Raw genomic sequence first — 24,029 nt, forward strand, 5'->3', positions numbered from 1 at the left:
TCTCTATTTGATAAGTGATTATCAGTGTCCTGTTTTAAAATTTTAAAATCGACTCCTGCCTATGAAAACGATAAAAGAAGTAAGAGAAAAAGTAGATGCTCATCCTGCATCCATATTGATGATCCGTCAGCAATGGGAACAAAGACTGCCTATGCATAGACATCAGAAAGGGCAATTGCTTTTGGTTATTGGTGGAATGGCAAAATTGAGAACAAAAGAAAAAGATCTTTACATTCCACGCAGTCACTATATCTGGATGCCTAAAATGTATTCGCATAATTTGATGTTCAATTCTAAAGACCTTGATATCATTAACATTTATTTCCCGGAGGAAGAAAAATTTAATCATCCATTTTATGATGATTTGGGGATATATCCTGTTAGTAATTTGCTTTCTGAGCTTTTGAATTTCGGAAAGGAGTGGAATGGAGATTTCTTTCCAGATTCATGGGAATATGAATTCCTTCTCACCATGAAACATTTACTTCCTAAGGAGAATTTGAAAAAATTTTCTATCCAGTTGCCTACCACCAGTGATGAACGTCTTAATGCAATTATAAAATTTATTCGAAACAATTTAGAAAACCCACTGACACTGGAAGAAGTAGGAGGTAAATTTGGATTTAGTGTAAGAAGTCTGACCCGTATATTTACCAATAAACTTGGGATTTCGTTTATCCAATATGTTAAGATGGTAAGGATCATCCGTGCAATGGAATTACTAAAGGATACCACTCTGAGTATGAGTGAGATTGCTTATGAAATTGGCTATTCTAATATTTCAGCATTTAGCAATACATTTCAGCAACTGACCAATATGAGACCAACAGAATTTAAATCCATGCTTTAATAAAATAATTATTCCCGTCTGTAATTGCCCCTGTAGCTTTTCTATCAGGGATTATTAATACTATTAACCATTTTGCTTTTTATTGAGATTTAATTAAAAAAATGATAAAATATTTTTTTAATTAAAAAAAGTTTATACATTTGTCACATCAAAAAATAGAAATGAATAGCACATTCAACAATATTATTACTATCATTATTGTCATTATCGGATTCCGGTGATGAGCGATGGTATTGTTGAAACTCTATAAAAATATTAGAAAGCCATCCTCATCCGGGATGGCTTTTTTTATGTCCAAATTTTAAAATTAATCTAAAAACAAAAATATGTATTACAACAAAAAATTGACACTTCAGTCTAAACGGTTTGCGAAATATACCGGAGCTGGTATTGACCAATATTTTCAAGTATCTGATCACAGGAACTACAAGGCCTCCTATTTTGAAGATCCGGATACAGCAGGATTAGCGACTGTATAAATGCAAAAATGAAGTCTTTCTATAATTCTGCTGTTGTAGAATTAGTTAATTTAATATTTTGATTATCAGGTTTTTATGTTTGTTTTTTTATTATTTGAATATTGTATTTTTAAATAAAATATGAAAGATAGAAAATATACAAGCCTTAGTTTTGAATCAAAATTAGAAAGTACCTCATGTATCGCTTTTGGAATCGGGACAGGTAAAATAAGTTTTGATACTTACAATAACCCCAACCGAGGAGAATGGCTTTTTTTATGTCTAAACTTAAAATAATTTAAAAAATCAATATGTATTACAACGAGAAAACGATGCTTTATTATGACGGAAAGTTCCAGGAAGCCAGCACTGCTTCTACGGGTCTTTACGGTCAATCACTTCATTATGGATATGCTGTCTTTGAAGGAATTAAATCTTATAAGACTAAGAATGGAACGAAAATTTTTAAAGCAAAAGAGCACTATGACCGCTTGAAACAATCAGCTGAACTGATGATGATTCCTTTCGACTATTCTACTGAAGAAATGATTGATCTTACGTATAAGCTTTTAGAAATGAATAATTTGGGTAATGCATATATCAGACCGCTAGTAATTTGTTCACCTAACATGAGTTTATCAAAAGGAAACAAAAGTTCTTTAGTGATCGAGGCGTGGAGTTGGGATAATGGATACTTATCTGATCATGCCAGAATTATGACTTCATCTTTTGAACGCCCGAATCCTAAAGCTTTTAAAATAGAAGCTAAAGCAAGCGGCCATTATGTAAATTCTATCCTTGCCTCTCAGGAAGCAAAAGACAAAGGGTTTGATGAAGCTATGCTTTTAGATGGAAATGGGAATGTTGCTGAAAGTTCAGGAGCCAATATTTTTTACGAAAAAGATTCAAAGCTATATACTCCGGCAAAAGGAAGCATTCTTCCAGGGATAACCAGAGCGACCATGTTTGAAATATGCGATCAGTTAGGGATATATTATGAGGAAAAATTCTTTAAACCAGAAGAGATGGAAGGAGCAGATGCCGGATTCTTTTGCGGAACTGCTGCAGAAGTAGTTGCATTGGAATCACTGAATAATGTTCCATTCAAACTGAAATGGGAAAACAGTGTGTCTGCTTTGATCCAAAAAGCGTATAGACATTTGGTTTTTGAAGAAGACTATTCCTATTTAAAACAAGAATTATATGTGTGAAACCTTAAATAAATATTCACGGGTTCTTACTCAGGATCCTACTCAGCCAGCCACTCAGGCTATGTTTTACGGAATCGGCTTTAAAAAAGAAGATTTTGAAAAAGCTCAGATTGGAGTAGCGAGTATGGGATACGACGGGAATACCTGTAATATGCATCTTAACGGACTTGCTGAGTTGGTTAAAAAAGGCGTGAACGAACAAAACCTTGTAGGATTAATGTTCCACACCATAGGAATAAGTGATGGTATGACCAATGGAACAGATGGAATGAGGTATTCTCTTGTAAGCAGAGATATTATTGCCGATAGTATTGAGACGGTATGTGCCGGACAATATTATGACGGATTAATCACTGTTCCCGGATGTGATAAAAATATGCCCGGATCTCTTATGGCAATGGCCAGATTAAACCGTCCATCCATTATGGTATATGGTGGAAGCATAGAAGCCGGACATTACAAAGGGAATGATCTTAATATCGTATCTGCGTTTGAAGCATTGGGAAATAAAATTGCCGGAAAACTATCGGATGAAGATTATGATGGAATCATCAAAAACTCATGTCCAAGTGCTGGTGCCTGTGGTGGAATGTATACAGCTAATACAATGGCTTCAGCTATTGAAGCACTGGGAATGAGCTTACCGTATTCATCTTCTTATCCGGCATTAAGCAAGGAGAAAAAAGAAGAGTGTGAATTTGCCGGGCATTACGTAAGAATATTGTTGGAAAAGGATATTAAGCCGTCTGACATCATGACACCTAAAGCGTTTGAAAATGCATTAAGGATCATTATGGTTCTTGGTGGAAGTACCAATGCGGTTTTGCATTTTATTGCAATAGCAAAAAGTATAGGACATGATCTAAGCTTGGATGATTTCCAGAAAATAAGTGACACAACGCCATTATTGGGAGACTTAAAACCTAGTGGAAAGTATCTGATGAAAGATCTTCACAAGGTAGGAGGAGTACCAGCAGTAATGAAATACCTTTTGGATCTTGGTCTTCTTCACGGTGATTGCCTGACGGTAACAGGAAAAACAATTGCTGAAAACCTGAGAAATGTGACATCGATTATTGAGCGTGAACAGGATATTATCAGAGATATAGCAAATCCAATTAAAGAAACCGGTCATATCCGTATCATGTATGGTAACCTTGCTGAAAGAGGATGTGTGGCCAAAATAACAGGAAAAGAAGGGAATTTCTTTAAGGGAAAAGCAAGAGTCTTTGATGGGGAAAAAGAATTTATTAAAGGAATTGAAGATAAAATAATACAGGATGGGGATGTAGTTGTTATTAAAAACGAAGGTCCTAAAGGAGCTCCAGGAATGCCCGAAATGCTGAAACCTACTTCTGCTCTTATGGGTTCAGGATTAGGAAAAAATGTGGCCTTAATTACGGATGGACGTTTTTCGGGAGGAACCCACGGATTTGTGGTTGGACATATCACACCAGAAGCTTTTGAAGGAGGGCTCATTGGTTTGGTAAAAGATAATGATGTGATCGAGCTTGATGCAGTGAAAAATACCATTAACCTGATGATATCAAATGAAGAACTACAGGAAAGAAAATCCAGTTTCAAACAACCGGATTATAAAGTAAAAACAGGGGTTTTATACAAGTATGCAAAGCTGGTATCGGATGCCTCTCAAGGATGTATAACAGATTTTTAAATTAAATATAATGGAATCAACATTTAATGCATTAGAAAAAGAAAGGTCTTTACAGACCGGGAAAAAACTGAAAGGGGCAGAAGTTATTCTGGAAATCCTGAAAGCTGAAAATGTGAATACAGTCTTTGGATATCCAGGTGGTGCTGTGATTCCGATTTATGACGCATTATATGATTATAAAGATCATCTGCAGCACATTCTGGTAAGACACGAGCAGGGAGCTATTCATGCTGCACAAGGATTTTCAAGATCTTCCAATCGCATTGGGGTAGCTATTGCAACAAGCGGTCCCGGAGCAACTAATTTAGTAACTGGTCTTGCTGATGCGATGATCGACAGTACTCCAGTTGTATGTATTACAGGACAAGTATACGCTTCTCTTTTAGGGTCAGATGCATTTCAGGAAGTGGATGTGATCAATGTTACGGCTCCCGTTACCAAATGGAATTGCCAGGTAACCGATGCAGAAGATATTCCAAAAGCATTAGCAAAAGCATTTTATATTGCAAAATCCGGCCGCCCAGGTCCTGTATTGGTAGACATTACCAAAAATGCACAGCTTCAGGAAATTGATTTTGAAGAATATGAAATCTGTAATTCTATCCGGTCTTATCATCCTAAACCAAAAATAAGACATGAATATATAGAACAGGCTGCCTTGTTGATTAACGCTGCAAAAAGACCCTTTTTACTATTTGGGCAGGGAGTTATTATCGGACAGGCAGAGGAAGAGTTGAAAGCACTAGTTGAGAAAACAGGTATTCCTGCAGCGTCTACAGCTTTAGGATTGGGAGCTCTTTCTACTGAACATCCTTTGTATGTAGGAATGCTGGGAATGCATGGTCATTATGCACCTAATAAATTAACCAATGATTGTGATGTGATCGTTGCAGTAGGAATGCGTTTTGATGACCGTGTGACTGGAAAACTGGATCAATATGCCAACCAGGCCAAAGTCGTTCACCTTGATATTGACCTGGCAGAAATTGATAAAAACGTAAAAGCGGATGTTCCTGTTTTAGGAAATTGTAAAGAAACACTTCCTCTTTTAACACAAGCTCTTGACCAGAATTCTCACGAAGAATGGCTGAATGAGTTTAAAGAACTTCGTCATGAAGAAAATGAAGAAGTTGTAAAAAAAGAATTGAATCCGGAAACAGATGAACTGACAATGGGAGAGGTATTGAAATACCTGAACGAGTTGACTAATGGAGAATATATTATCTGTACAGATGTGGGACAGCATCAGATGATTTCCTGCAGATATGCAGAATTCAAAACGTCAAAAAGAAATGTGACTTCCGGAGGACTTGGAACAATGGGATTTGGTTTACCAGCAGCTTTAGGAGCAAAAATGGCTAATCCTGACAAACATGTGATCTGCATTGCAGGTGACGGAGGTTTCCAAATGAATATTCAGGAGCTGGGTACCATTGCTCAATTCGGAATAGGAGTGAAGATGATCATTCTTAATAATTCTTTTCTGGGTATGGTTCGTCAGTGGCAGGAACTTTTTCATGACAAGCGGTATTCTTTTGTAGATATCACCAGTCCGGATTTTTCAGCGGTGGCCGAAGCGTATGGTATTAAAGGAAAGCATGTAAAAGAAAGAGCTTCTTTAGAATCATCATTAAAAGAGATGCTTGATACCGATGGAGCTTATTTGTTAGAAATAAAGGTAGGAAAAGAAAATAATGTTTTCCCTATGGTTCCACAAGGGTGTAGTGTAAGTGAAATCCGCTTAAAATAAAAAATAAATATGATGAATAAACAGGAATATACCATAAGTGTTTTCACAGAAAACCAGGTAGGATTGCTCGCCAGAATAGCAACGGTCTTTTCCAGAAGGGGGATCAATATAGAAAGTCTGAATGTTTCACCTACGGAAATTGAAGGCATTTCCAGATTTACCATTGTGGTAGAAGCGTCACAGGAAACAGTAAGAAAAGTATCAAGACAGCTTCAGAAACTGGTTGAAGTGATTAAAGTATATTATAATACCAATGAAGAAATCGTTTGGCAGGAACTGGCACTTTTTAAAATTGAAACCAATGTTGTTTCTGAAAAGTTCTATGTTGAAAGGATTCTAAGACAATATGGGGCTACCATTGTAAGTGTAAGAAATGATTATACCGTTTTTACGATTGTGGGACATCATGAAGAAATAGATCGTTTCCTGCAACTTCTGGAGCCCCATGGTCTTATAGAATTTATCAGAAGCGGAAGAGTAGCAGTCATCAAATCCAATGAAGCTTTTCACAAAAAGCTGACAGCCCTTGAAAAAATGGCTTATCAATAAAAAACAACACAAATTCAATATATATAATGTGGTCTGAACAGACCAGAAAAATAACAATTAAAAACAAAATTATGGCATTAATTAAATTTGCAGGAGTAGAAGAAAATGTAGTAACAAGAGAAGAATTTCCAATCGAAAAAGCACAGGACGTTTTAAAAAATGAAACAGTTGCAGTTTTAGGATATGGTATCCAGGGACCTGGCCAGGCACTTAACCTTCAGGACAATGGAATCAACGTAATTGTGGGGCAGCGTAAGAATTCTAAAAGCTGGGACAAAGCTGTACAAGACGGATTTGTTCCTGGTGAAACCTTATTTGAGTTAGAAGAAGCGGCACAAAGAGGAACGATTCTATGCTACCTTCTCAGTGATGCTGCACAAATCGAGTTTTGGCCAACATTAGAAAAATATCTTACACCTGGAAAAACATTATACTTCTCCCATGGTTTTGGAATAACCTATAATCACCAAACCAATATCATCCCGTCTAAAGAAGTAGATGTGGTTTTGGTAGCTCCTAAAGGTTCCGGGACATCTTTAAGAAGACTTTTTGTTGAAGGTAAAGGATTGAACAGCAGTTATGCGATTCATCAGGATGCAACAGGAAATGCAAAAGATAAAGTCATTGCATTAGGTATTGCAGTGGGTAGTGGATATTTATTTGAAACTAATTTTAAGAAAGAAGTATACAGTGACCTGGTAGGAGAGAGAGGTTCATTAATGGGAGCAATCCAAGGTCTTTTTGCTGCTCAGTTTGAGGTTTTAAGAGCTCAGGGACATTCTCCTTCGGAAGCATTTAATGAAACTGTCGAAGAGCTTACTCAGTCATTGATGCCTTTGGTAGCAGAAAACGGAATGGATTGGATGTATGCCAATTGCTCTACAACAGCCCAAAGAGGAGCTTTAGATTGGTGGAAGAAATTTTATGATGCGACCAAACCGGTATTTGAAGAACTGTATCAAAGTGTGAAAGAAGGAAACGAATCACAGAAGTCTATTTCCAGCAATAGTAAAGAAAACTACAGAGAAGGTCTGAATAAAGAGCTCGAAGAATTGAGAAACAGCGAATTATGGCAGGCAGGTAAGGTCGTAAGGTCTTTGCGTCCTGATAGAGAACTTGAATATGAAAAGTAGAACCGTAAATTTTCCCTCATTACAGGCTATAAAAGAAGCTAGGAAAACACTCGAGAGTGTTATCAATACAACTCCGTTGCAAAAAAGTTTCAGACTTTCAAAACAGATGGACGCTGATATTTTTCTGAAAAGAGAAGATATGCAGCCTGTTCGTTCTTATAAGATCAGAGGAGCTTACAATAAAATGTACAGTCTTTACAAAGATCAGAAAGTAGAAAACGGTGTTGTTTGTGCCAGTGCCGGAAATCATGCTCAGGGAGTGGCTTTTGCCTGCAGGAAGCTGAAAATTGCCGGAACGATCTTTATGCCTGTTACCACTCCAAAACAAAAACTGGAGCAGGTAGCAATGTTTGGGGAAAAGTATGTTGAAATAAAACTGATTGGGGATACTTTTGATGATTCGAAAAATGCAGCCATTACATTCAGTGAAAATTCTGGAGCTGCATTTATCCATCCTTTTGATGATGTAGAAATTATTGAAGGGCAGGCTACTGTAGCAATGGAAATTTTAGAACAGACGGATAGTCCAATAGATTTTGTGTTTGTTCCTTTAGGAGGAGGGGGATTAGCAGCTGGCATCGTCACAGTATTTTCAATTTTATCGCCCAGGACCAAGATCATTATTGTAGAACCGAAAGGAGCTGCTTCAATGAAAGCTTCGGTTGAGGCAGGTATTAACACTGAGCTTCCCCATATTGATAAATTTGTAGATGGAGCTGCCGTTCAAAAAGTAGGGGATCTGACTTTTGAAATTTGTAAAGATTATATCCATGATTGTATTGCAGTAGATGAAGGGAAGGTTTGTGAAACATTATTGGAACTTTATAATAAAGATGCCATGGTGCTGGAACCCGCAGGTGCATTGACTATTGCAGCACTGGATCTTTATAAAGATCAGATACAAGGTAAAAACGTTGTATGTATTGCAAGCGGAAGTAATAACGATATCACAAGAACAGAAGAAATTAAGGAACGAGCAATGCTTTATAAGGGATTAAAACATTACTTTATTGTAAAATTTCCTCAACGTCCGGGAGCCCTTAAAGAATTTGTTTTAAATGTTTTAGGCAAATCTGATGATATTACATTCTTTGAATATACCAAAAGAAATTCCCGGGAAACAGCTTCTGCTATTGTAGGTATCGAAGTGCCTTCATTTTTAGACTTTGAAGAGTTATTGCATAGGATGAAGCAAGCCGGATACTTTGAATCATACCTCAATGATTCTCCCAATATGATGAATATTTTAATTTAGTTATTCTAAAAAGCCACTTTTATAAGTGGCTTTATTTTTTGATACAAGAGTGTTTATGTATTATGTGCTTGATTTCTAGCACGTAAATCAATTTGGATGAAGGTTTTAAAATAAAATTGTAATAAACTGATAAATGTCATTACGTTTCTTATTTTTATTCAGTCTAAATAAATATAAATTTGTCATAACAAAAAACTAAGAAAATAATGAAGAAACTCTCTATCCTTTTAAGTATTGGTGCTTGCTCTCTACTAAGTGCGCAGTACTGTTTACCAACATTTGAATACAGTGGAAATATGGCTATAGGAGAGGCAATTATGAATGTCACATTTGGAACTATAAATAATACTTCACCTTCTGTCACCAACGGAACTGCACCTCCAAATTACGAAGATTTTACATCAATATCAACAGATATTCAGATGGGGAGTAATTATCCTATTTCGGTAAAAGGTCCTTCTGGTACATTTCCCAGTGACGTGGTCGTATTTATTGATTTTAATAAAAATGGAAGTTTTGATGATGCCGGAGAAAGCTTTTTTATCGGACGTTTAGAACCTGCGAATCCTTTTAACGCAAAGACAATTACGGGGAATATTACTATTCCAGGGACTGCTTTGCCAGGAACTACAAAAATGAGGGTTTTGAAGAATACCAATATTGCAGCATATTCCGATCCTAATGCTGTTACTTCAATCCATTCGGCTTGTGGCAGCTTGAGGTCAGGGCAGGTTGAGGATTATTCTGTAAATATAGTAGCTGCTAATCTTTCAACCCATGATCAAAATATTAATGGGGATAATTTGAGGCTATATCCTAACCCTACTAATGGGATTGTACAAATTAAAGGAGTGGAGTCATTGAAAAATTATGAAGTCTATAGTATATCAGGTCAAAAGGTATTAGAAGGTAATTCTACTTCATTGAACATGAATCAATTAATTCCTGGAACGTATTTAATAAAAATGAAATTAAAAAATAATACAATGATCACAGAAAAGATCATTAAAAAATAAACACAACTAATCATATCCATATCAATTTTTGTTTTTTTAACCGATGGGGCCATATCCCATCGGTTTTCTTTATGAAGATCAATCGAATCCTATATAAAATAACAAAGCTCCCAATATGAGAGCTTTGTCGTGTTAAATAAAATTAAATAACCTTTGCTTCGGTTATTCTATGGTAGAAATCTCTTTTGATTACTGTACAAAAGTACTTTATGATTGAATGGGCCTTGTGCTCCAGTTTCAATAAATGATATAGTCCAGATCTGTTTTTTTAATTGCTCTGCCTAGTAACTTAAACTGCTTCTGATTCACTTAAGTTTTTAATATTTTTAAATAAAGCTCTCACCTCATCCCATGTATGTACTCTTTGATGGTGATCTATATTGCTATTATGTCCTGCATTAAACATGATAGGTCTTCCTTTGCAAAAATCAAGATTTTTGATATGATCGTCAATGAGGTAGTCCGTATCTATAATGCTTTTATCTCCGCACATGATGATGTTTTTCCATGATATAAATGGGAAGTGTTCCTGTAACCATTCGTATTTTTCATACAATGATAAAGGAAACTCCATGGCTGCAGTGACGATGTAAACCTCATAATCATTCATCAGTTCTTTTACTACTTCTATAGCATTAGGCATTACAGGTAAAGTACGGAAAAACCCGGGAGTCTGTAAATATTCGAATATAACCTCTTTATTGGGAAAAGCATCAGGTTCCGGTTTTCCAATCATGTCTTCCCGAGTGATTAAAATCCCATGATCTCTGTGATACCAACTGATCAATTGCGCTTCTACATCAGCTATTACACCGTCCATATCTATCGCAATGGTTTCTTTTTTATTTCTCATTTTGCAATTATTTGCAACAAATATATATAATATTGCATAAAGTTGCATATTTTTTGCAATAAATATTTTCTATATTTGTTTTATGATAAAAGCTGAAAGACAGAATCTCATTTTGGAATACCTGGCCAAGGATAAAAAAGTGTTGCTCGACCAGTTAAGCGGAATCCTTAAAGTATCTGAGGATACAGTACGCAGGGATATTAAGGAATTATCGGATAAAGGATTACTTAAAGCAGTTCGTGGTGGTGCTCTTCAGCGATCTTCAATGCCTTTACATTTCAAAGACAGACAAAATATTGATGTTCCTTATAAAAAAATAATAGCTGAAAAAGTTTTGGAATATATCAAGCCAGGAATGGTATTGCTGGTGGATTCAGGAACCTCAGCATTGGCTGTGGTAGCTAATTTACCTAAAGATATTGCCTTAACGGTGGTCACCAATAGTTTTCCTGTCGCTTCACTTTTGGAAGATCATACAGAAATTGAAGTGCTGTTTATGGGTGGGATGCTCAATAAAATTTCTTTTTCTACGACGGGATATGAGACCATTCAGAGTATAAGAAACATCAGGGCAGATATCTGTTTGCTAGGTGTTTGCAGTATTGATCTGGAGATTGGAGTTACGGGAGATGATTATGAAGATAGTCTGGTGAAAAGAGTGATGATAGAAACGTCAAAAAGTACCATTGCATTGTCTACTACCGATAAGCTGGGAACTTCTGAATCCTTTTATATTTCTGCAGCTAATGCACTAACTGCAATTATCACAGAAGCTGATCCTGAATCTGATTATTTAAAGCCTTATATCGATGCAGGGATTGAGGTAAGATAAATACTATATAATAAAAAGGCAAAGAATGACAAATTCTTTGCCTTTTTTATAAATTTTATGTAATTTCTCTAACCATACATAACCCATTTGGTCCTGCTTGTGATATTGGACGGCATGCACCATTAATACAACACCAGTCATTACCACATTCCATATCTTCAGGGCATTGTCGAAATCCCCCCAAAATTGTTTTCAATTGATTTCTTTCTAACGATTTTAAATTGTTTTTCATAGTACATTGTTTTAGTTGTGAAACAAATGTAATGAATTATGTAACAGGAAATTAATAATTATTTAAATGATGATTTTATCTCCTTATAAAGTGATTTTTTGCCCTTGTACGGGGAAAATGTACTTTATACCCAATGTATTTTTTTCTTTTAATTGCGCCTTGATTTTTTCGATATTATGATCCACTGGTTTTAGGTGGGTAATAATCACTGGAATATTTTTTAGCTTCCCCGGTTGGCAAAAACTGTTCAGAACATTCAATTCCTGTTCCAATAATCGAGGAGTGAGATGTCCAAATAATGACTTATCGGGCTGTTCATTTGGAAAAGAAACTTCTATTAAAATTCCTTTTAATTTTTGCTGATCTACATAAGGAGCAACATTCTTCCACAGATTCTCCAGCTTATTGCTTTTTTCTATACTATCAATTCCGGTATCACCCAAATATAAAAGATAATCACCATTATGTCTTACAAGAAATGCAGTACTCTCATAGGGATTAACGTGGCTAAGTGGAAATGCAGTCACATACATTTCTGTATCTGAAACAGGTATTTCCTTACCTTCGTCAAGGCTTACCATCTTGTATTTGTTGAGGCGAGGAGCCTCTCCGGAATCAGTGAAGTTAGCCCAACTTTGCCATGAAAAATATTTATCCGTAATGATTTTTCCTACAGAAGGAAGAGTATATACTGATTTCCTGGTGTCATCCGGACTGTTTAAAATCATACCACTTACATGGTCGAGATGGGCATGAGAGATGAGGTATCCTTTGATATTTTGTTGTATAATCTGCAAGGAAGAGCTTTGCTTAAAATTGCCTTTTTCTATTGCTTTTTCCACTCCTGAACGGATAGTACCTGCATCAAGAGCTACATAATTTTCAGAATTTACCGGAGCAGCCATATAACTTGACAGATTACTTTCCTCGCCGCCACCATAGATTCCCAATGGAATTACCTTAAAACTATTCTGCGCTGAACACAGGGTTGCCGACAAAATAATAGTCAGGCCGAAAAATTGTTTTATCATGTAAAGTAAGTGTTATTGTTATAAAGAATTAGTGATAGTGCAAATTTAATTTAAAAATATCGATGGCAAAGTAAATAGGAGAAATGTATATGCTCTTAAGTAGTAAAAAGATCAATTTAATTTTAAATGTCTGATTTTTTTCTATTGAAGAATCTACTGCAAGTATGATTAATACTGGATAAATAAATATTTTTTCGTTTTTAATTTTTCGTATGAATATAATTTGTATTATTGTATTATAATAATTCATCTAGTAGAGAATTATTATTTATGAAATTAAAAACTAAAACTCATCTTATGAAAAAAATTGCCATTACGGGTGGTAGTGGATTTGTTGGTTCTGCTATTTACAGGGAGTGTCTTAAGAGAAATGACTCTCAAATCTATTTATTTGACAAGACAAAACCAGAATATGTCCTGCCTGATAACGTTTCCTGGGTTGAATGTGATACCACAGACTTTAATCTGGTGAAAAAGTGCCTGACCGAAATTAATCCTGATCACATCTATCTTATTGCTGGTGTTCTGGGAACAACTGAACTTAATTTTCACCCATTAAAAGCTGTACAAAATAATAGCGTAGGTATTTCTACATTTATTGAAGTTCTGCTTACTATGGAAAAAAAGCCAAGGTTGTTTTATGTAACCAAACCAAACGTTTGGGAAAATATGTATACCATTACCAAAGAAAATGCAGAGCGAATCATTAAGCTCTATATGAAGGAATATGCGATTGAAGGATGTATCCATAAATGGTTCAATGCTTATGGACCGGGACAGCATACACACCCTATAAGAAAGGCGGTACCATATTTTATTTTAAATGCCTTGCACAATAAACCTCTTGAAATATGGGGGAATGGAAAGCAAACAGTTGACTTGATCCATATTGAAGATATTGCCTATCTGGCTGTTGAAGCAATGAATAAAGAAGTATGTACCAATGAAAATGTTGTTGACATTGGAACCGGAGTATCAATGACTGTGGAAGATCTGGCAAAGCTGATCATTAAATTAACAGGTTCTTCATCTGATATTGTTTATAAAAATATGAGATCCGGTGAAGTGGAAGAAACTATTTTAGTTGCCAATACGACAGGAATTGATCATCACATTGCACCAAATTATAAGTTTAAAGATCTGGAAAAAGGAATGAAAGATACGATCGAATATTATCGAAATGTATCTGATGAACATAAAGAATCCTTTTTTACGTACTATAATAGTAATCAACATGAAAAGTATTATTCTGATATTAGGAGCGCCCAATGATCTCAACGGGAACCTGAGCACAACAGCAATTGATAGATTGAATGCTGCTTATGAACTCTATCGGAAAGATAAAAAAATAAGCTTTTTATGCTCTGGTGGTTTTGGTGAACATTTTAATACATCGGATTTACCTCACGCTCATTATGCAAAACAGTATCTTATTAAAATGGGAGCCATTGAAAATGATTTTTTACCCCATTTGATTACTTCAAATACTGTTGATGATTTCAGAAAAGCAATTCCTGTACTTGTGGAAGTAAACCCGGAAGTCATTTACATTGTTACATCTGATTTTCATGTGGCACGGGCAAAGATGATTTTTAATATCATTACTCAGGATAAGGATATTAGTAAAAAAGTAGTTTTTATTTATGCTAAATCCTCACATGCTTCAGGTGAGCTTAAAAGATTGGAAGAGCATGAGAATAAAGCGATTAAAATTTTAATCAATAACAACTTTACTTTATATTAAAATATTTCAATAGTTATTTTTGCTTTTTTTGATAGTTATTAGCCTCTTATTGTATAAGAGGCTTTTCTCTTTTGCATTTAAAAAGCAATTTGGGATGACATTGACGGAGCTTGTTGAACAAAGGAACAAATCTAATCTTCTTGCAGGGACAAGAAAAAAGTAATCTGTTATTCTTAATTCTTTGAAAATTCTATCCTTAGTCAACTTTTTTAATTTTATTTGTTTTTGGATATATCCTGTACAATGTTTTGTCAATCATACAAGCAAGTGTATCAATATCATTTTTGGGAATATTCAATTGTTCTGGATAAACTAATGTTTTCTCTCTATATTTAAAGTTAAAATTTTTAGTTCCAAAAGGAATTCTGAAATACTCTATATTATGCTGTCTGAAAGAAACATGTAGATAATGCCCATGAATAAAATTACTTTCTATGGTTGGTTCGTCTGTTTTTACATAGGTATTAATATTTTTGATAAGCGTCTGTGCACTCATTTTTTTATTGTAATTAGGGAAAAGTGGGTATAGACTGTTCCAAACATCATGGATATTATTGGTCTCTACTTTCGTTTTTTCAACGGTATATAGTTGCCCATTTTTATTGGTATAGAATTCTGTGTCCAATGCTTCATATGCTATCGATACTTTGGTTACAGGGTAGAGTGTTTTGTAGAAATTAGCTTCTTTTGTTTTTTCCTTTAGATAAAGACTGTCTAAATCTTTTTTTTCATCATCATTAGGGAAATCCTTTATAGAATAGCCTTTTCTTTTAAAAAATTCAGTTTGCGTTTCTTCTATAATAAAATCTTTGAGTTCCAGGCTTTCTTGCTGTTGATAATCCGTAAAACGATAACCTATTAATTGTTTTTTTAAATGATCATCACTTTTATAAATTTCTTCAGAAAAAATGAACCTTTGGTTAAGAGAATCTATGTAAAAGTCTTTTGTTTTCGGAAATCGTTTAATTGTTTTTCCTTTTTCTGTAATAGCAGTTACGGTAATAAAATCGCCGTTTTTTAATAACAAAATATAACCTTTATGATTGGGTATATGCAGTACAATATCGGCCTTAATATCTGTTTTTTCAATTTCAAAAAAAGGATCTTTATTTTCGGGTATAAAGACCCAATCTCTATGTTTGTCCCATTGTGGAATTCGATACCCCATCAAAAAAGCAATCGAGCTAAAAATTGCTATAAACACAATAAATGATATATATATTTTCTTGTTTTTCACTGTATCTATTTTTAGAATGTATTGTTGCTAACGTTTTATGACTTTACGTTTGGGCAGAAAATCGAAGCAATCAGCTTGGCTTTCGGGAAACGATTGTTAGTCGTAGTTTTTTCAGTAGTATTCATATTCTTTTATAATCAAATATTGGATATTGTTTTCAAATTTTATTGATTTTGTTGGATTACCATTATTGTCAAACAACAAATCTATGTTTTTGTCCACAAAGGTCTCATTTTCTATTCCTTGAAATTTGGTTGTTATTTTTTCCAGGGAATTGTTTTCATTGAATGTGTAATAAATGTCAAACGGTCTTATCTTAGTTCCTGATTTTGTATGTTTTTCTTCTGTTCTTTGATGTGTGATTTTATTATTGCTGTCAACGAATGTCCAAGTTGTTTTAAATAAATTATTCTTATTATCGAAATATTCTTCTATATAAAGTTGATTTGTTAACCATTTTTTGCGAGTTATAGAAATTGTATCTTTTTTATTTTCAATAACAATTCCTGTCCTTTCTACATTCGTATAATTATATGAAATGTTTGTCTCCATAAATTTAGAAGATGTTTTGGTTTTATACAAAATCTTTAGGCTGTCTAAATTTCCTGCATGATTATAATTAACAGTAGTAATGCTTTTATAATTCTTGGTATTTATAGGTTTATTTTTAGTCTGGTCAAATTGTTCATATTGTAAGACTGTTATTTTTCTTATTTGCCCTTTTAAAGCCCATTCATTAATTTCAGAATTTTCATTTTTACTAATTGAAATTTGGTTATCTCTTATTGGATGAATACCATAATTTGCATCATGACCTGGGCTACTAAAATATATGTTACCTTCTGAGTTCTCCCCACCATATTTATTTACAGTTAATAATACAGTGTCAAAGTCTAAGGGAATTTCTTTGCTGTCATATACAAAAACGGTGTCGGCAAAAGCATTATTTGAAAAGTCTTTTATTATTGAAAATTTTGAAATATAAATCATTTCGCCATTTTCATGAGATATGAATTTTGCTATTGCATTGAGTGTCGTGGGTTTTGTTTTACTTACAGATTGTCCATAAGAAAAGGAAAAAAATAATAAAGAAAAAATTGTAATAAGTGTTTTCATTTATTTTCGTGTCGGAATTCTGATTTGTGTTTGTCTGTAAAATTATACATAACGTTTTGGCCTGTCTAGGGCGGGAAATTGAAGGACAAAAGCGGAATATATTATTTAAGTTCAATTGAATGAACCACTACTGCGGAATTTTGCATTTCAGTCTGTCTGGTGCAAAACCCTTGTTAGCAGTAGCTTTTATTTTCATTTCGTTTATTTGGAATCGTCAATCCAATATCAAGTGTATGTTTTAAACCAATAACGTCCTAAACATTTTAAATTTACAATAAAAGAGTTTATTCGGATAGTTAAATTACGTTTTTTTGATTTTTCCAATAACGGTAAATTAGTAAATAATCTAAGACTTGAAGATACAATCAGATTCAAATAACTATAATCAATGCATTTTTTATAAAAACATTGACCAAAATAAAAAAAATAACTTACTGTAAATTAGTAACTTGATTTTTAGTTTGGTTGTAGCCCCACCAAGAATCGAACTTGGATCTAAAGTTTAGGAAACTTTTGTTCTATCCATTGAACTATAAGGCCTTTAATTCAAATATATTAATATCAATTTAAAAAATAGGGTAAATCATCTGTTTTTTCGTTTTAAAATAACAATTCCATTTTGGCTACATCAATATCCATTTTGGCAACTCTAAGCTTTTTCGAACTGCGGACATTTGTATTGTAATTTTAATACAACAAAAAAATGAAAACAATTTTTATAACAGGTGCCTCAACAGGACTTGGAAAAGCAAGTGCAAAATTATTTCAAAGCAGAGGATGGAATGTTATCGCAACCATGAGAAATCCGGAATCTGATACAGAACTTAATGCTTTAGACAATGTAACCATACTTCCATTAGATGTTACGAATCCAGAGCAGATCAAATCAACAGTAAAAAAAGCACTAGAGATTAGTAATATTGATCTTGTTTTTAATAATGCAGGATATGGGCTGATAGGTCCATTGGAAGCTTTAACCGATGATCAGATCGTTAAACAATTAAATACCAATTTATTAGGTGTTATTCGTGTAACGCAAGCTTTCATTCCTTATTTCAGAGAAAAAAGAAGCGGAATGTTTATTACAACAACATCTATTGGCGGATTGATTGCGTTTCCTTTAGGTTCTACTTATCATGCAACCAAATGGGCATTGGAAGGATGGAGTGAAAGTTTAGCTTTTGAACTAAATACCTTTGGAGTTGATGTAAAAACGGTTTCTCCCGGAGGGATAAAAACAGATTTTATCAGTCGTTCTCTGGATATGGGAACTCAACCGGAATATGAGACCATGATCAATACGATGTTCTCCAATACAGAAAGTATGATGGAAGGTGCTTCTGAACCTGAATTGATTGCGGAAGTAGTATATGAAGCAGCAACAGATGAGAAAAAACAATTGAGATACGTTGCTGGAGCTGATGCTAATGCATTGTATACACAACGTTTGGAACTTGGGGCTGAAGCTTTCAGAGAACAATTCGGAAAGCAGTTTATCTAAAATCTATATAAAAACAGCACGAACAGAAAAAGGCTTGTGCTGTTTTTTAGCTTAAAATAATTCATACATTTATACTATGGAAAAGAAAGATAATTCTCCTTTGAAAATTTCATCCATATCCGAATTGCATCAGATATTGAATGTATCAAAGCCCTTACATCCATTAATCAGTTTGGTTGATAACAGGGCAATGAGCGTTAATAAAGAAATGCTTAACCGGAATTTTGTTTTAAATTTTTATAAAATTTCATACAAATTTTCTGAAAATGGAAAGATGGGATATGGCCAGGGTTATTATGATTTTAATGAAGGAGGAATGATGTTCACTGCTCCTAACCAGATTCTGTCTACTGAAGAGAATGCAGAATATCATGGTTATACATTGTTTATACATCCGGATTTCATAAGAAACTATTCTCTTGCCAAAAATATTAAAAAGTATGGTTTCTTCTCCTATGATACCAATGAGGCTCTGCATTTATCCGATAAAGAAAAGAAACTTATTGTCGGGCTTTTAGATAATATTCAGGGAGAACTTAATACGGCTATTGATGATATCAGCCAGGATGTGATTATCTCTTACATTGAAGTGTTACTGAATTACAGCAATAGATTTTATAAGCGACAATTTATAACGCGTAAATCGGTGAGCAGTGATCTGCTATCCAAAATGGAATATCTCCTGAATACTTATTTTGATGAAGAGGAAACGTTGAATAAAGGTCTTCCAACTGTAGAATTTTTAGCATCGGAGCTCAATCTTTCCCCACACTACCTTAGTGATATGCTTCGGAACCTTACAGGACAAAATGCCCAGCAGCATATTCATGAAAAATTGATTGAAAAGGCGAAAGAATATCTTACCACAACGAATCTTTCTGTCGCAGAGGTTGCCTATCAATTGGGGTTTGAACATTCACAGTCTTTTAATAAACTATTTAAAAAGAAGACCCATACAACTCCTTTGATTTTTAAACAGTCTTTCAATTAAAATAGAGTAAAAACAAGAGTCGCTTTTCAATAAATACAATATAAACCAGTCTTTATCACATCAGATAGAGGTTGGTTTTTTATTAGGTGTAAGTTTGTTTTCATTTAATATTATTTATTAAATGTTAAAATTTGTTTAAAAATTGACATTTACCATCTAACAAAATCTTATTTTTATAATCATAAGGTTATGCTAGAGGATTTATTTCAAAACCCAGAACAATCATTCATTTTTGGTAATTTTTACCAGGCACAAACAATTTAATATGATGAAAAGTAGATATGTCCTGTTTATTCCAATACTATTATTTTCTTGTGGTAAAAAAAAGGAACAGACAAAAGATAAACCTATACAGAGTTATCAGGTCTTAACCCTGGCTCCAAGACAAGTAACCGTTTATAACGACTTTCCAGCTTCAATACAAGGGGAGAATGTAGTAGAAATAAAACCAATGGTCTCCGGTTATCTTCAGGATATCTATGTTCCCGAAGGAGCTTTAGTTAAAAAAGGACAGCTTTTGTTCCGCATCAAAAATCCTCAGTACGAACAAGATATAATTACAGCCAAAGGTGCTATAAAAATTGCAGAAGCCAACGTTAATACAGCCCGTATGAATGTAGAGAAAGCAAGACCTTTGGTAGAACAGGATATTGTAAGTAAATACCAGTTGAGCTCTGCTTTATATACTTTACAGTCACAGGAGGCTGCATTGTCCCAGGCAAAAGCTACCCTTGCCAATGCACAAACGAATCAAGGATATACCTATATCCGAAGTCCACAAAGTGGAACCATTGGTCTCATCCCTTATAAAATTGGTGCTTTAGTAAGCAGTACCACCACAGATCCGCTTACCACACTGTCTAATACCACAAATGTATTTGCATACTTTTCTCTCAGTGAAAAACAGCTTTTGGATTTCATGAATACCATGAAAGGAAGTACCATGATTGAAAAATTAAATAATATGCCTCCGATAACACTAGTATTGGCAGATGGAACAGTTTATCCCGAAAAAGGCAAATTGGAAACAGCGAGTGGAGGGATAGATACCAGTACCGGAACAGCGACATTCAAAGCGACATTTAATAATAAATTGGGTCTTATTCAAAACGGAGCCAGTGCAACGATCCGGATTCCTGTTAGTTTAGACAATGCATTGTTGGTTCCGCAGACCGCGATTTATCAAATGCAGGATAAGTCATTTGTTTATCAGGTAATGAGTGGAAATATGGTAATGAGTACGGCAGTGGTAACTTCTCCTACAGATGATGGTAATTTTGCAGTTATTAAAGATGGAGTAAAAGCAGGGAATAGGCTCTTACTTAACGGACTCAATATCAGTGATAGTACAGTTATAAAGGTATTGCCTGCGAATGCTGCTACAATTTACAGTACCATGAAAACAAAATCCAACTAAGAGGCCATGTTAAAGCTATTTATAAGAAGGCCGGTATTAAGTACAGTGATCTCTGTGATTATTATTGTACTTGGGATTTTGGGAGTGACCAGTTTACCAGTGGCTCAGTATCCTAATATTGCACCGCCTACCATTCAGGTGTCAACCTCCTATCCGGGAGCCAATACGACCACTTTGATCAATAGTGTGGTTTTTCCACTTGAGCAGCAGATCAATGGAGTGGAAGGGATGACGTATATGACCTCATCGGCAAGTAATACAGGATCCGCCAGTATCACTGTTTATTTTGCAGTGGGTGTAGATCCTAATCAGGCGGCAGTAGATGTACAAAATAGAATCAGCACTGTATTATCAAAACTTCCGCAGGCGGTGACCCAGGCTGGGGTAACAGTAAGGAAGCAACAGAGCAGTAATGTTCTGATCCTTGGATTATACAGTGAACGTTCCCAATATGATCAAAAGTTTTTACAGAATTATGCGGCAATCAACTTGGTACCTCAGCTGCAGAGAGCAAAAGGAGTAGGTGGTGCCAACATATTTGGTGGTGCAATGACATATGCCATGCGAATCTGGCTTCAACCTGATAAGATGGCAGCATATGGATTGGTTCCTTCTGATATTACTACGGCTTTAAACGCACAGAATTTTAATGCTGCACCAGGTAAAATTGGTGATAATATGGCTCAGGCATTCCAGTATGATATTACGTATTCCGGGACATTGAGCTCACTTGAGCAGTTTCAGAATATCATTATTAAATCGATTGGAACAGGTCAATATCTGTACCTGAAAGATGTTGCCCGTATCGATTTAGGAACGCAGACCTATACGAGTGCTACCGCCATTAATGGTAAACCTGCTGTAGCAATATCCATAAGTCAGACTCCTGGTTCCAATGCACAGGAAGTAATTGTAGGTGCACAAAAAGTAATGGCTGATGCTTCTAAAAGTTTTCCCTCGGGAATCAAAATGATCGAATTGGTTAATATTAATAACTTCCTTGGTGAAAGTATTGATAAGGTGCTCCATACATTAGTGGAGTGTTTTTTACTGGTGTTTGTTGTGATCCTCATATTTTTACAGGATGTGCGCTCCACAATTATTCATGGAGTTTCGGTTCCGGTATCTATTATAGGGACATTCTTCTTTTTATATTTGTTTGGGTACAGTCTCAATTTACTTACTTTATTTGCTTTGGTACTCGCTATTGGTATTGTAGTGGATGATGCCGTGGTTGTTGTAGAAGCAGTGCACAGTAAGCTGGAACATGGATATACGTCTCCTCGTAAAGCTGCGATTGATGCGATGGGAGAAATCGCCCCGGCTATTATTTCTATTACACTCGTAATGGCTTCTGTATTTCTTCCTGTTACTTTCTTGGGAGGGTCAGCAGGAGTGTTTTATAAGCAGTTCGGGATTACATTAGCCATTGCTATTATGATCTCGGCAGTGAATGCACTTACCTTAAGCCCTGCTTTGGCAGCTATGTTTTTGCGTGCTCCAAAACATGAAGAAGAAGGAAGCAAAAAAGGCTTTTTAAAAAAAGTAAAAGATGGTTTTAATTCGAATTACGATAAATTAATAAATAAATATCTCGCCACTGTAGGATTCCTGATAAGAAGAAAATGGCTGACAGGACTTCTTGTAGTTCTTTTTGGAGGATTGTTTTATGTTACCATTAAAAGTGTGGCTTCAAGTTTTGTTCCTTCAGAGGATATGGGAACCATTTTCGTGAATGTAACACTTCCTGCAGCAGCTACCAAAGAAAGGGTTCAGGCTATAAATACTCAGATCGACCGTATTGCCCACACCATACCACAAGTACAGGCATCGATGACCACATTAGGACAGAATCAATTAGGAGGAAGCGGAAGTTCTTATGGAATGCTTATCCTAAGGCTTAAACCCTGGAGTCAGCGTCCCGGTGTTACTGATAAGGACATCATACAACAGCTTACGGAAAAGACAAAAAATATACAGGGAGCTTCCATTAATTTTATGCAACAGCCTACGATCAGTGGTTTTGGAACCAGTGGTGGATTTACATTTCAGATAGAAGACAGAGGAGGGCACTCCATTGCTGACTTTTATGGCGTAGCACAGAATTTTTTAGCAGAACTGAATAAAAGAAGTGAAATTCAATATGCTGCCACAGCGTTTAATCCTAATTTTCCACAATATGAGGTAGATGTTAATCTTGCCAAATGTGAGGACAATGGTATTCAGCCTTCAGAAATTTTAAACCTGATGAATGTCTACTACGGAAGTTCTTATGTGAGTAATTTTACTGAATTTGGACAGCAATATCAGATTATTCTTCAGGCTGATAATCCCTACAGAGGAACTGTTGAGCAGATGAATAATATTAAAGTCCGTACTAAAAGCGGAACAATGAGTCCTATTTCAGAGTATATAACAATGAAAAAAGTGTATGGGCCATCGTCCATTTCGAGGTTTAATATGTATAATGCAATTTCAGTGAATGGTTCACCTAATATTGGTTTTAGTACAGGACAATCTATGGAAGCCATTAATGAAGTTGCTGCGAATGTTTTGCCTCCGGGCTACAGTTTTGAATACAGTGGTATAAGTAAAGAAGAGCAGAGCTCAGGTTCTCAGGCCAGTATTATATTTTTATTGAGTCTTTGTTTCGTATATCTTTTGTTGAGTGCTTTATATGAAAGCTATATTCTTCCACTGGCTGTAATTCTTTCACTGCCTGTAGGACTTAGCGGAATATTTGTTTTCGCAAAACTGTTTGGAATTGATAATAATATTTATGTTCAGATCTGTATGATCATGTTGATTGGATTATTGGCAAAGAATGCTATTCTAATGGTAGAATTTGCTTTAGAAAAGAGACATGAAGGAATGGGGTTATTGGAAAGCGCACTGGAAGGAGCAAAGATTAGGATACGTCCGATATTGATGACCTCCCTGGCTTTTATTTTCGGTTTGATGCCTTTGATGTTTTCTACTGGAGTAGGAGCCAATGGTAATAAGTCTATTGGTATAGGCTCCATTGGGGGAATGTTATTCGGAACTTTATTGGGAATCTTTGTGATCCCGGGACTTTATGTGATCTTTCAGGGGTTGCAGGAAAAAATAAAAAGTAACAAATATGACGAAAACGATGAGCTTATCGTTGATCAAAAAAATGGACCCTTACAGTAGAAAG

The 24,029-nt window shown here is 35.1% G+C and carries 21 protein-coding genes and 1 tRNA gene; 16 read left to right on the plus strand and 6 right to left on the minus strand.

The features are described from left to right. The first annotated feature begins 61 nt into the window (after nucleotides 1–61). The 9 genes from JHL15_RS11555 to JHL15_RS11595 all read left to right on the plus strand — a co-directional run bounded on the left by JHL15_RS11555 (nucleotide 62) and on the right by JHL15_RS11595 (nucleotide 9,897). A complete protein-coding gene (locus tag JHL15_RS11555; RefSeq protein WP_200245877.1) occupies nucleotides 62–850 on the plus strand; it encodes a helix-turn-helix transcriptional regulator in 789 nt (262 codons plus the stop codon). Between the two features lie 326 nt (nucleotides 851–1,176). Further along, nucleotides 1,177–1,329, plus strand: coding sequence for a hypothetical protein (locus JHL15_RS11560; RefSeq protein WP_200245879.1), 153 nt, complete (start codon nucleotides 1,177–1,179; stop codon nucleotides 1,327–1,329). 290 nt (nucleotides 1,330–1,619) lie between these two features. Continuing rightward, complete coding sequence (locus tag JHL15_RS11565) at nucleotides 1,620–2,519, plus strand: aminotransferase class IV (protein ID WP_200245880.1); 900 nt, start codon at nucleotides 1,620–1,622, stop codon at nucleotides 2,517–2,519. After that, entirely contained in the window at nucleotides 2,512–4,194 is a 1,683-nt protein-coding gene (gene ilvD, locus JHL15_RS11570; RefSeq protein WP_200245882.1) for a dihydroxy-acid dehydratase, read from the plus strand. The genes JHL15_RS11565 and ilvD overlap by 8 nt, the downstream gene beginning before the upstream one ends. 10 nt (nucleotides 4,195–4,204) lie before the next feature. Then, the gene (gene ilvB, locus JHL15_RS11575) at nucleotides 4,205–5,944 is read left to right on the plus strand and encodes a biosynthetic-type acetolactate synthase large subunit (RefSeq protein WP_200245884.1); all 1,740 of its coding nucleotides are present in this window, start codon (nucleotides 4,205–4,207) and stop codon (nucleotides 5,942–5,944) included. A gap of 9 nt (nucleotides 5,945–5,953) precedes the next feature. Further along, nucleotides 5,954–6,493 (plus strand): acetolactate synthase small subunit, encoded by a 540-nt coding sequence (gene ilvN / locus JHL15_RS11580; protein ID WP_234047755.1) that lies wholly within the window; start codon nucleotides 5,954–5,956, stop codon nucleotides 6,491–6,493. A 71-nt stretch (nucleotides 6,494–6,564) separates the two neighbouring features. After that, nucleotides 6,565–7,626, plus strand: coding sequence for a ketol-acid reductoisomerase (gene ilvC, locus JHL15_RS11585; protein ID WP_200245886.1), 1,062 nt, complete (start codon nucleotides 6,565–6,567; stop codon nucleotides 7,624–7,626). Continuing rightward, on the plus strand, nucleotides 7,616–8,881 hold the full coding sequence (ilvA, locus tag JHL15_RS11590) for a threonine ammonia-lyase IlvA (protein WP_200245888.1): 1,266 nt from the start codon (nucleotides 7,616–7,618) through the stop codon (nucleotides 8,879–8,881). The genes ilvC and ilvA overlap by 11 nt, the downstream gene beginning before the upstream one ends. A 206-nt stretch (nucleotides 8,882–9,087) precedes the next feature. After that, on the plus strand, nucleotides 9,088–9,897 hold the full coding sequence (locus JHL15_RS11595) for a GEVED domain-containing protein (RefSeq protein ID WP_200245889.1): 810 nt from the start codon (nucleotides 9,088–9,090) through the stop codon (nucleotides 9,895–9,897). 289 nt (nucleotides 9,898–10,186) lie between these two features. Here the strand turns inward: JHL15_RS11595 and JHL15_RS11600 are convergent, their stop codons facing one another. Beyond that, complete coding sequence (locus tag JHL15_RS11600; RefSeq protein WP_200245890.1) at nucleotides 10,187–10,750, minus strand: 5' nucleotidase, NT5C type; 564 nt, start codon at nucleotides 10,748–10,750, stop codon at nucleotides 10,187–10,189. Between the two features lie 82 nt (nucleotides 10,751–10,832). On the opposite strand from JHL15_RS11600, the gene JHL15_RS11605 reads away from it, so the two are divergent. Beyond that, on the plus strand, nucleotides 10,833–11,582 hold the full coding sequence (locus JHL15_RS11605) for a DeoR/GlpR family DNA-binding transcription regulator (RefSeq protein WP_200245891.1): 750 nt from the start codon (nucleotides 10,833–10,835) through the stop codon (nucleotides 11,580–11,582). A 55-nt stretch (nucleotides 11,583–11,637) separates the two neighbouring features. Here JHL15_RS11605 and JHL15_RS11610 read toward each other — a convergent pair whose 3' ends face one another. After that, on the minus strand, nucleotides 11,638–11,814 hold the full coding sequence (locus JHL15_RS11610) for a hypothetical protein (protein ID WP_200245892.1): 177 nt from the start codon (nucleotides 11,812–11,814) through the stop codon (nucleotides 11,638–11,640). A gap of 83 nt (nucleotides 11,815–11,897) precedes the next feature. Next, nucleotides 11,898–12,845: an MBL fold metallo-hydrolase gene (locus JHL15_RS11615; RefSeq protein ID WP_200245893.1), complete on the minus strand. Its 948-nt coding sequence runs from the start codon at nucleotides 12,843–12,845 to the stop codon at nucleotides 11,898–11,900. Between the two features lie 297 nt (nucleotides 12,846–13,142). Between JHL15_RS11615 and JHL15_RS11620 the strand changes: the two genes are divergently transcribed. Both JHL15_RS11620 and JHL15_RS11625 read left to right on the plus strand, forming a co-directional pair. Then, nucleotides 13,143–14,117 carry an NAD-dependent epimerase/dehydratase family protein gene (locus JHL15_RS11620; RefSeq protein WP_200245894.1) on the plus strand — a complete coding sequence of 325 codons (975 nt, stop codon included), beginning with the start codon at nucleotides 13,143–13,145 and terminating at the stop codon, nucleotides 14,115–14,117. Then, a complete protein-coding gene (locus tag JHL15_RS11625; protein WP_200245897.1) occupies nucleotides 14,080–14,589 on the plus strand; it encodes a YdcF family protein in 510 nt (169 codons plus the stop codon). The genes JHL15_RS11620 and JHL15_RS11625 overlap by 38 nt, the downstream gene beginning before the upstream one ends. A gap of 196 nt (nucleotides 14,590–14,785) precedes the next feature. On the opposite strand, the gene JHL15_RS11630 is transcribed toward JHL15_RS11625, so the two are convergent. The 3 genes from JHL15_RS11630 to JHL15_RS11640 form a co-directional block, all read right to left on the minus strand. Continuing rightward, complete coding sequence (locus tag JHL15_RS11630) at nucleotides 14,786–15,826, minus strand: hypothetical protein (protein ID WP_200245899.1); 1,041 nt, start codon at nucleotides 15,824–15,826, stop codon at nucleotides 14,786–14,788. A 111-nt stretch (nucleotides 15,827–15,937) separates the two neighbouring features. Then, entirely contained in the window at nucleotides 15,938–16,942 is a 1,005-nt protein-coding gene (locus JHL15_RS11635; protein WP_200245900.1) for a hypothetical protein, read from the minus strand. Nucleotides 16,943–17,410: 468 nt separating this feature from the next. Further along, nucleotides 17,411–17,482, minus strand: a tRNA-Arg gene (locus JHL15_RS11640). Nucleotides 17,483–17,645: 163 nt separating this feature from the next. Here JHL15_RS11640 and JHL15_RS11645 point away from each other — a divergent pair. The 4 genes from JHL15_RS11645 to JHL15_RS11660 all read left to right on the plus strand — a co-directional run bounded on the left by JHL15_RS11645 (nucleotide 17,646) and on the right by JHL15_RS11660 (nucleotide 24,025). Then, a complete protein-coding gene (locus JHL15_RS11645) occupies nucleotides 17,646–18,443 on the plus strand; it encodes an SDR family oxidoreductase (protein WP_200245901.1) in 798 nt (265 codons plus the stop codon). A 76-nt stretch (nucleotides 18,444–18,519) separates the two neighbouring features. After that, nucleotides 18,520–19,434, plus strand: coding sequence for a helix-turn-helix domain-containing protein (locus tag JHL15_RS11650; protein ID WP_200245902.1), 915 nt, complete (start codon nucleotides 18,520–18,522; stop codon nucleotides 19,432–19,434). Between the two features lie 265 nt (nucleotides 19,435–19,699). Then, the gene (locus tag JHL15_RS11655) at nucleotides 19,700–20,851 is read left to right on the plus strand and encodes an efflux RND transporter periplasmic adaptor subunit (protein WP_200245903.1); all 1,152 of its coding nucleotides are present in this window, start codon (nucleotides 19,700–19,702) and stop codon (nucleotides 20,849–20,851) included. Nucleotides 20,852–20,857: 6 nt separating this feature from the next. Next, nucleotides 20,858–24,025, plus strand: a complete 3,168-nt coding sequence (locus JHL15_RS11660; protein WP_200245904.1) for an efflux RND transporter permease subunit — start codon at nucleotides 20,858–20,860, stop codon at nucleotides 24,023–24,025. Nucleotides 24,026–24,029 lie beyond the last annotated feature (4 nt).

Origin of the sequence: Chryseobacterium paridis (genome assembly GCF_016595215.1) — a bacterium.
GTDB classification, from domain to species: Bacteria; Bacteroidota; Bacteroidia; order Flavobacteriales; family Weeksellaceae; genus Chryseobacterium; species Chryseobacterium paridis.

What these genes read in the sequence shown, in the direction of transcription:
- ilvA (WP_200245888.1), top strand. Translation starts at nt 7,616, where the DNA reads ATGAAAAGTAGAACCGTAAATTTTCCCTCATTACAGGCTATAAAAGAA.
- JHL15_RS11655 (WP_200245903.1), top strand. Translation starts at nt 19,700, where the DNA reads ATGATGAAAAGTAGATATGTCCTGTTTATTCCAATACTATTATTTTCT.
- JHL15_RS11620 (WP_200245894.1), top strand. Translation starts at nt 13,143, where the DNA reads ATGAAAAAAATTGCCATTACGGGTGGTAGTGGATTTGTTGGTTCTGCT.
- JHL15_RS11645 (WP_200245901.1), top strand. Translation starts at nt 17,646, where the DNA reads ATGAAAACAATTTTTATAACAGGTGCCTCAACAGGACTTGGAAAAGCA.
- JHL15_RS11565 (WP_200245880.1), top strand. Translation starts at nt 1,620, where the DNA reads ATGTATTACAACGAGAAAACGATGCTTTATTATGACGGAAAGTTCCAG.
- JHL15_RS11560 (WP_200245879.1), top strand. Translation starts at nt 1,177, where the DNA reads ATGTATTACAACAAAAAATTGACACTTCAGTCTAAACGGTTTGCGAAA.
- JHL15_RS11600 (WP_200245890.1), bottom strand. Translation starts at nt 10,750, where the DNA reads ATGAGAAATAAAAAAGAAACCATTGCGATAGATATGGACGGTGTAATA.
- JHL15_RS11555 (WP_200245877.1), top strand. Translation starts at nt 62, where the DNA reads ATGAAAACGATAAAAGAAGTAAGAGAAAAAGTAGATGCTCATCCTGCA.
- JHL15_RS11610 (WP_200245892.1), bottom strand. Translation starts at nt 11,814, where the DNA reads ATGAAAAACAATTTAAAATCGTTAGAAAGAAATCAATTGAAAACAATT.
- JHL15_RS11595 (WP_200245889.1), top strand. Translation starts at nt 9,088, where the DNA reads ATGAAGAAACTCTCTATCCTTTTAAGTATTGGTGCTTGCTCTCTACTA.
- JHL15_RS11635 (WP_200245900.1), bottom strand. Translation starts at nt 16,942, where the DNA reads ATGAAAACACTTATTACAATTTTTTCTTTATTATTTTTTTCCTTTTCT.
- JHL15_RS11605 (WP_200245891.1), top strand. Translation starts at nt 10,833, where the DNA reads ATGATAAAAGCTGAAAGACAGAATCTCATTTTGGAATACCTGGCCAAG.
- ilvD (WP_200245882.1), top strand. Translation starts at nt 2,512, where the DNA reads ATGTGTGAAACCTTAAATAAATATTCACGGGTTCTTACTCAGGATCCT.
- JHL15_RS11615 (WP_200245893.1), bottom strand. Translation starts at nt 12,845, where the DNA reads ATGATAAAACAATTTTTCGGCCTGACTATTATTTTGTCGGCAACCCTG.
- ilvC (WP_200245886.1), top strand. Translation starts at nt 6,565, where the DNA reads ATGGCATTAATTAAATTTGCAGGAGTAGAAGAAAATGTAGTAACAAGA.
- ilvB (WP_200245884.1), top strand. Translation starts at nt 4,205, where the DNA reads ATGGAATCAACATTTAATGCATTAGAAAAAGAAAGGTCTTTACAGACC.
- JHL15_RS11625 (WP_200245897.1), top strand. Translation starts at nt 14,080, where the DNA reads ATGAAAAGTATTATTCTGATATTAGGAGCGCCCAATGATCTCAACGGG.
- JHL15_RS11660 (WP_200245904.1), top strand. Translation starts at nt 20,858, where the DNA reads ATGTTAAAGCTATTTATAAGAAGGCCGGTATTAAGTACAGTGATCTCT.
- ilvN (WP_234047755.1), top strand. Translation starts at nt 5,954, where the DNA reads ATGATGAATAAACAGGAATATACCATAAGTGTTTTCACAGAAAACCAG.
- JHL15_RS11650 (WP_200245902.1), top strand. Translation starts at nt 18,520, where the DNA reads ATGGAAAAGAAAGATAATTCTCCTTTGAAAATTTCATCCATATCCGAA.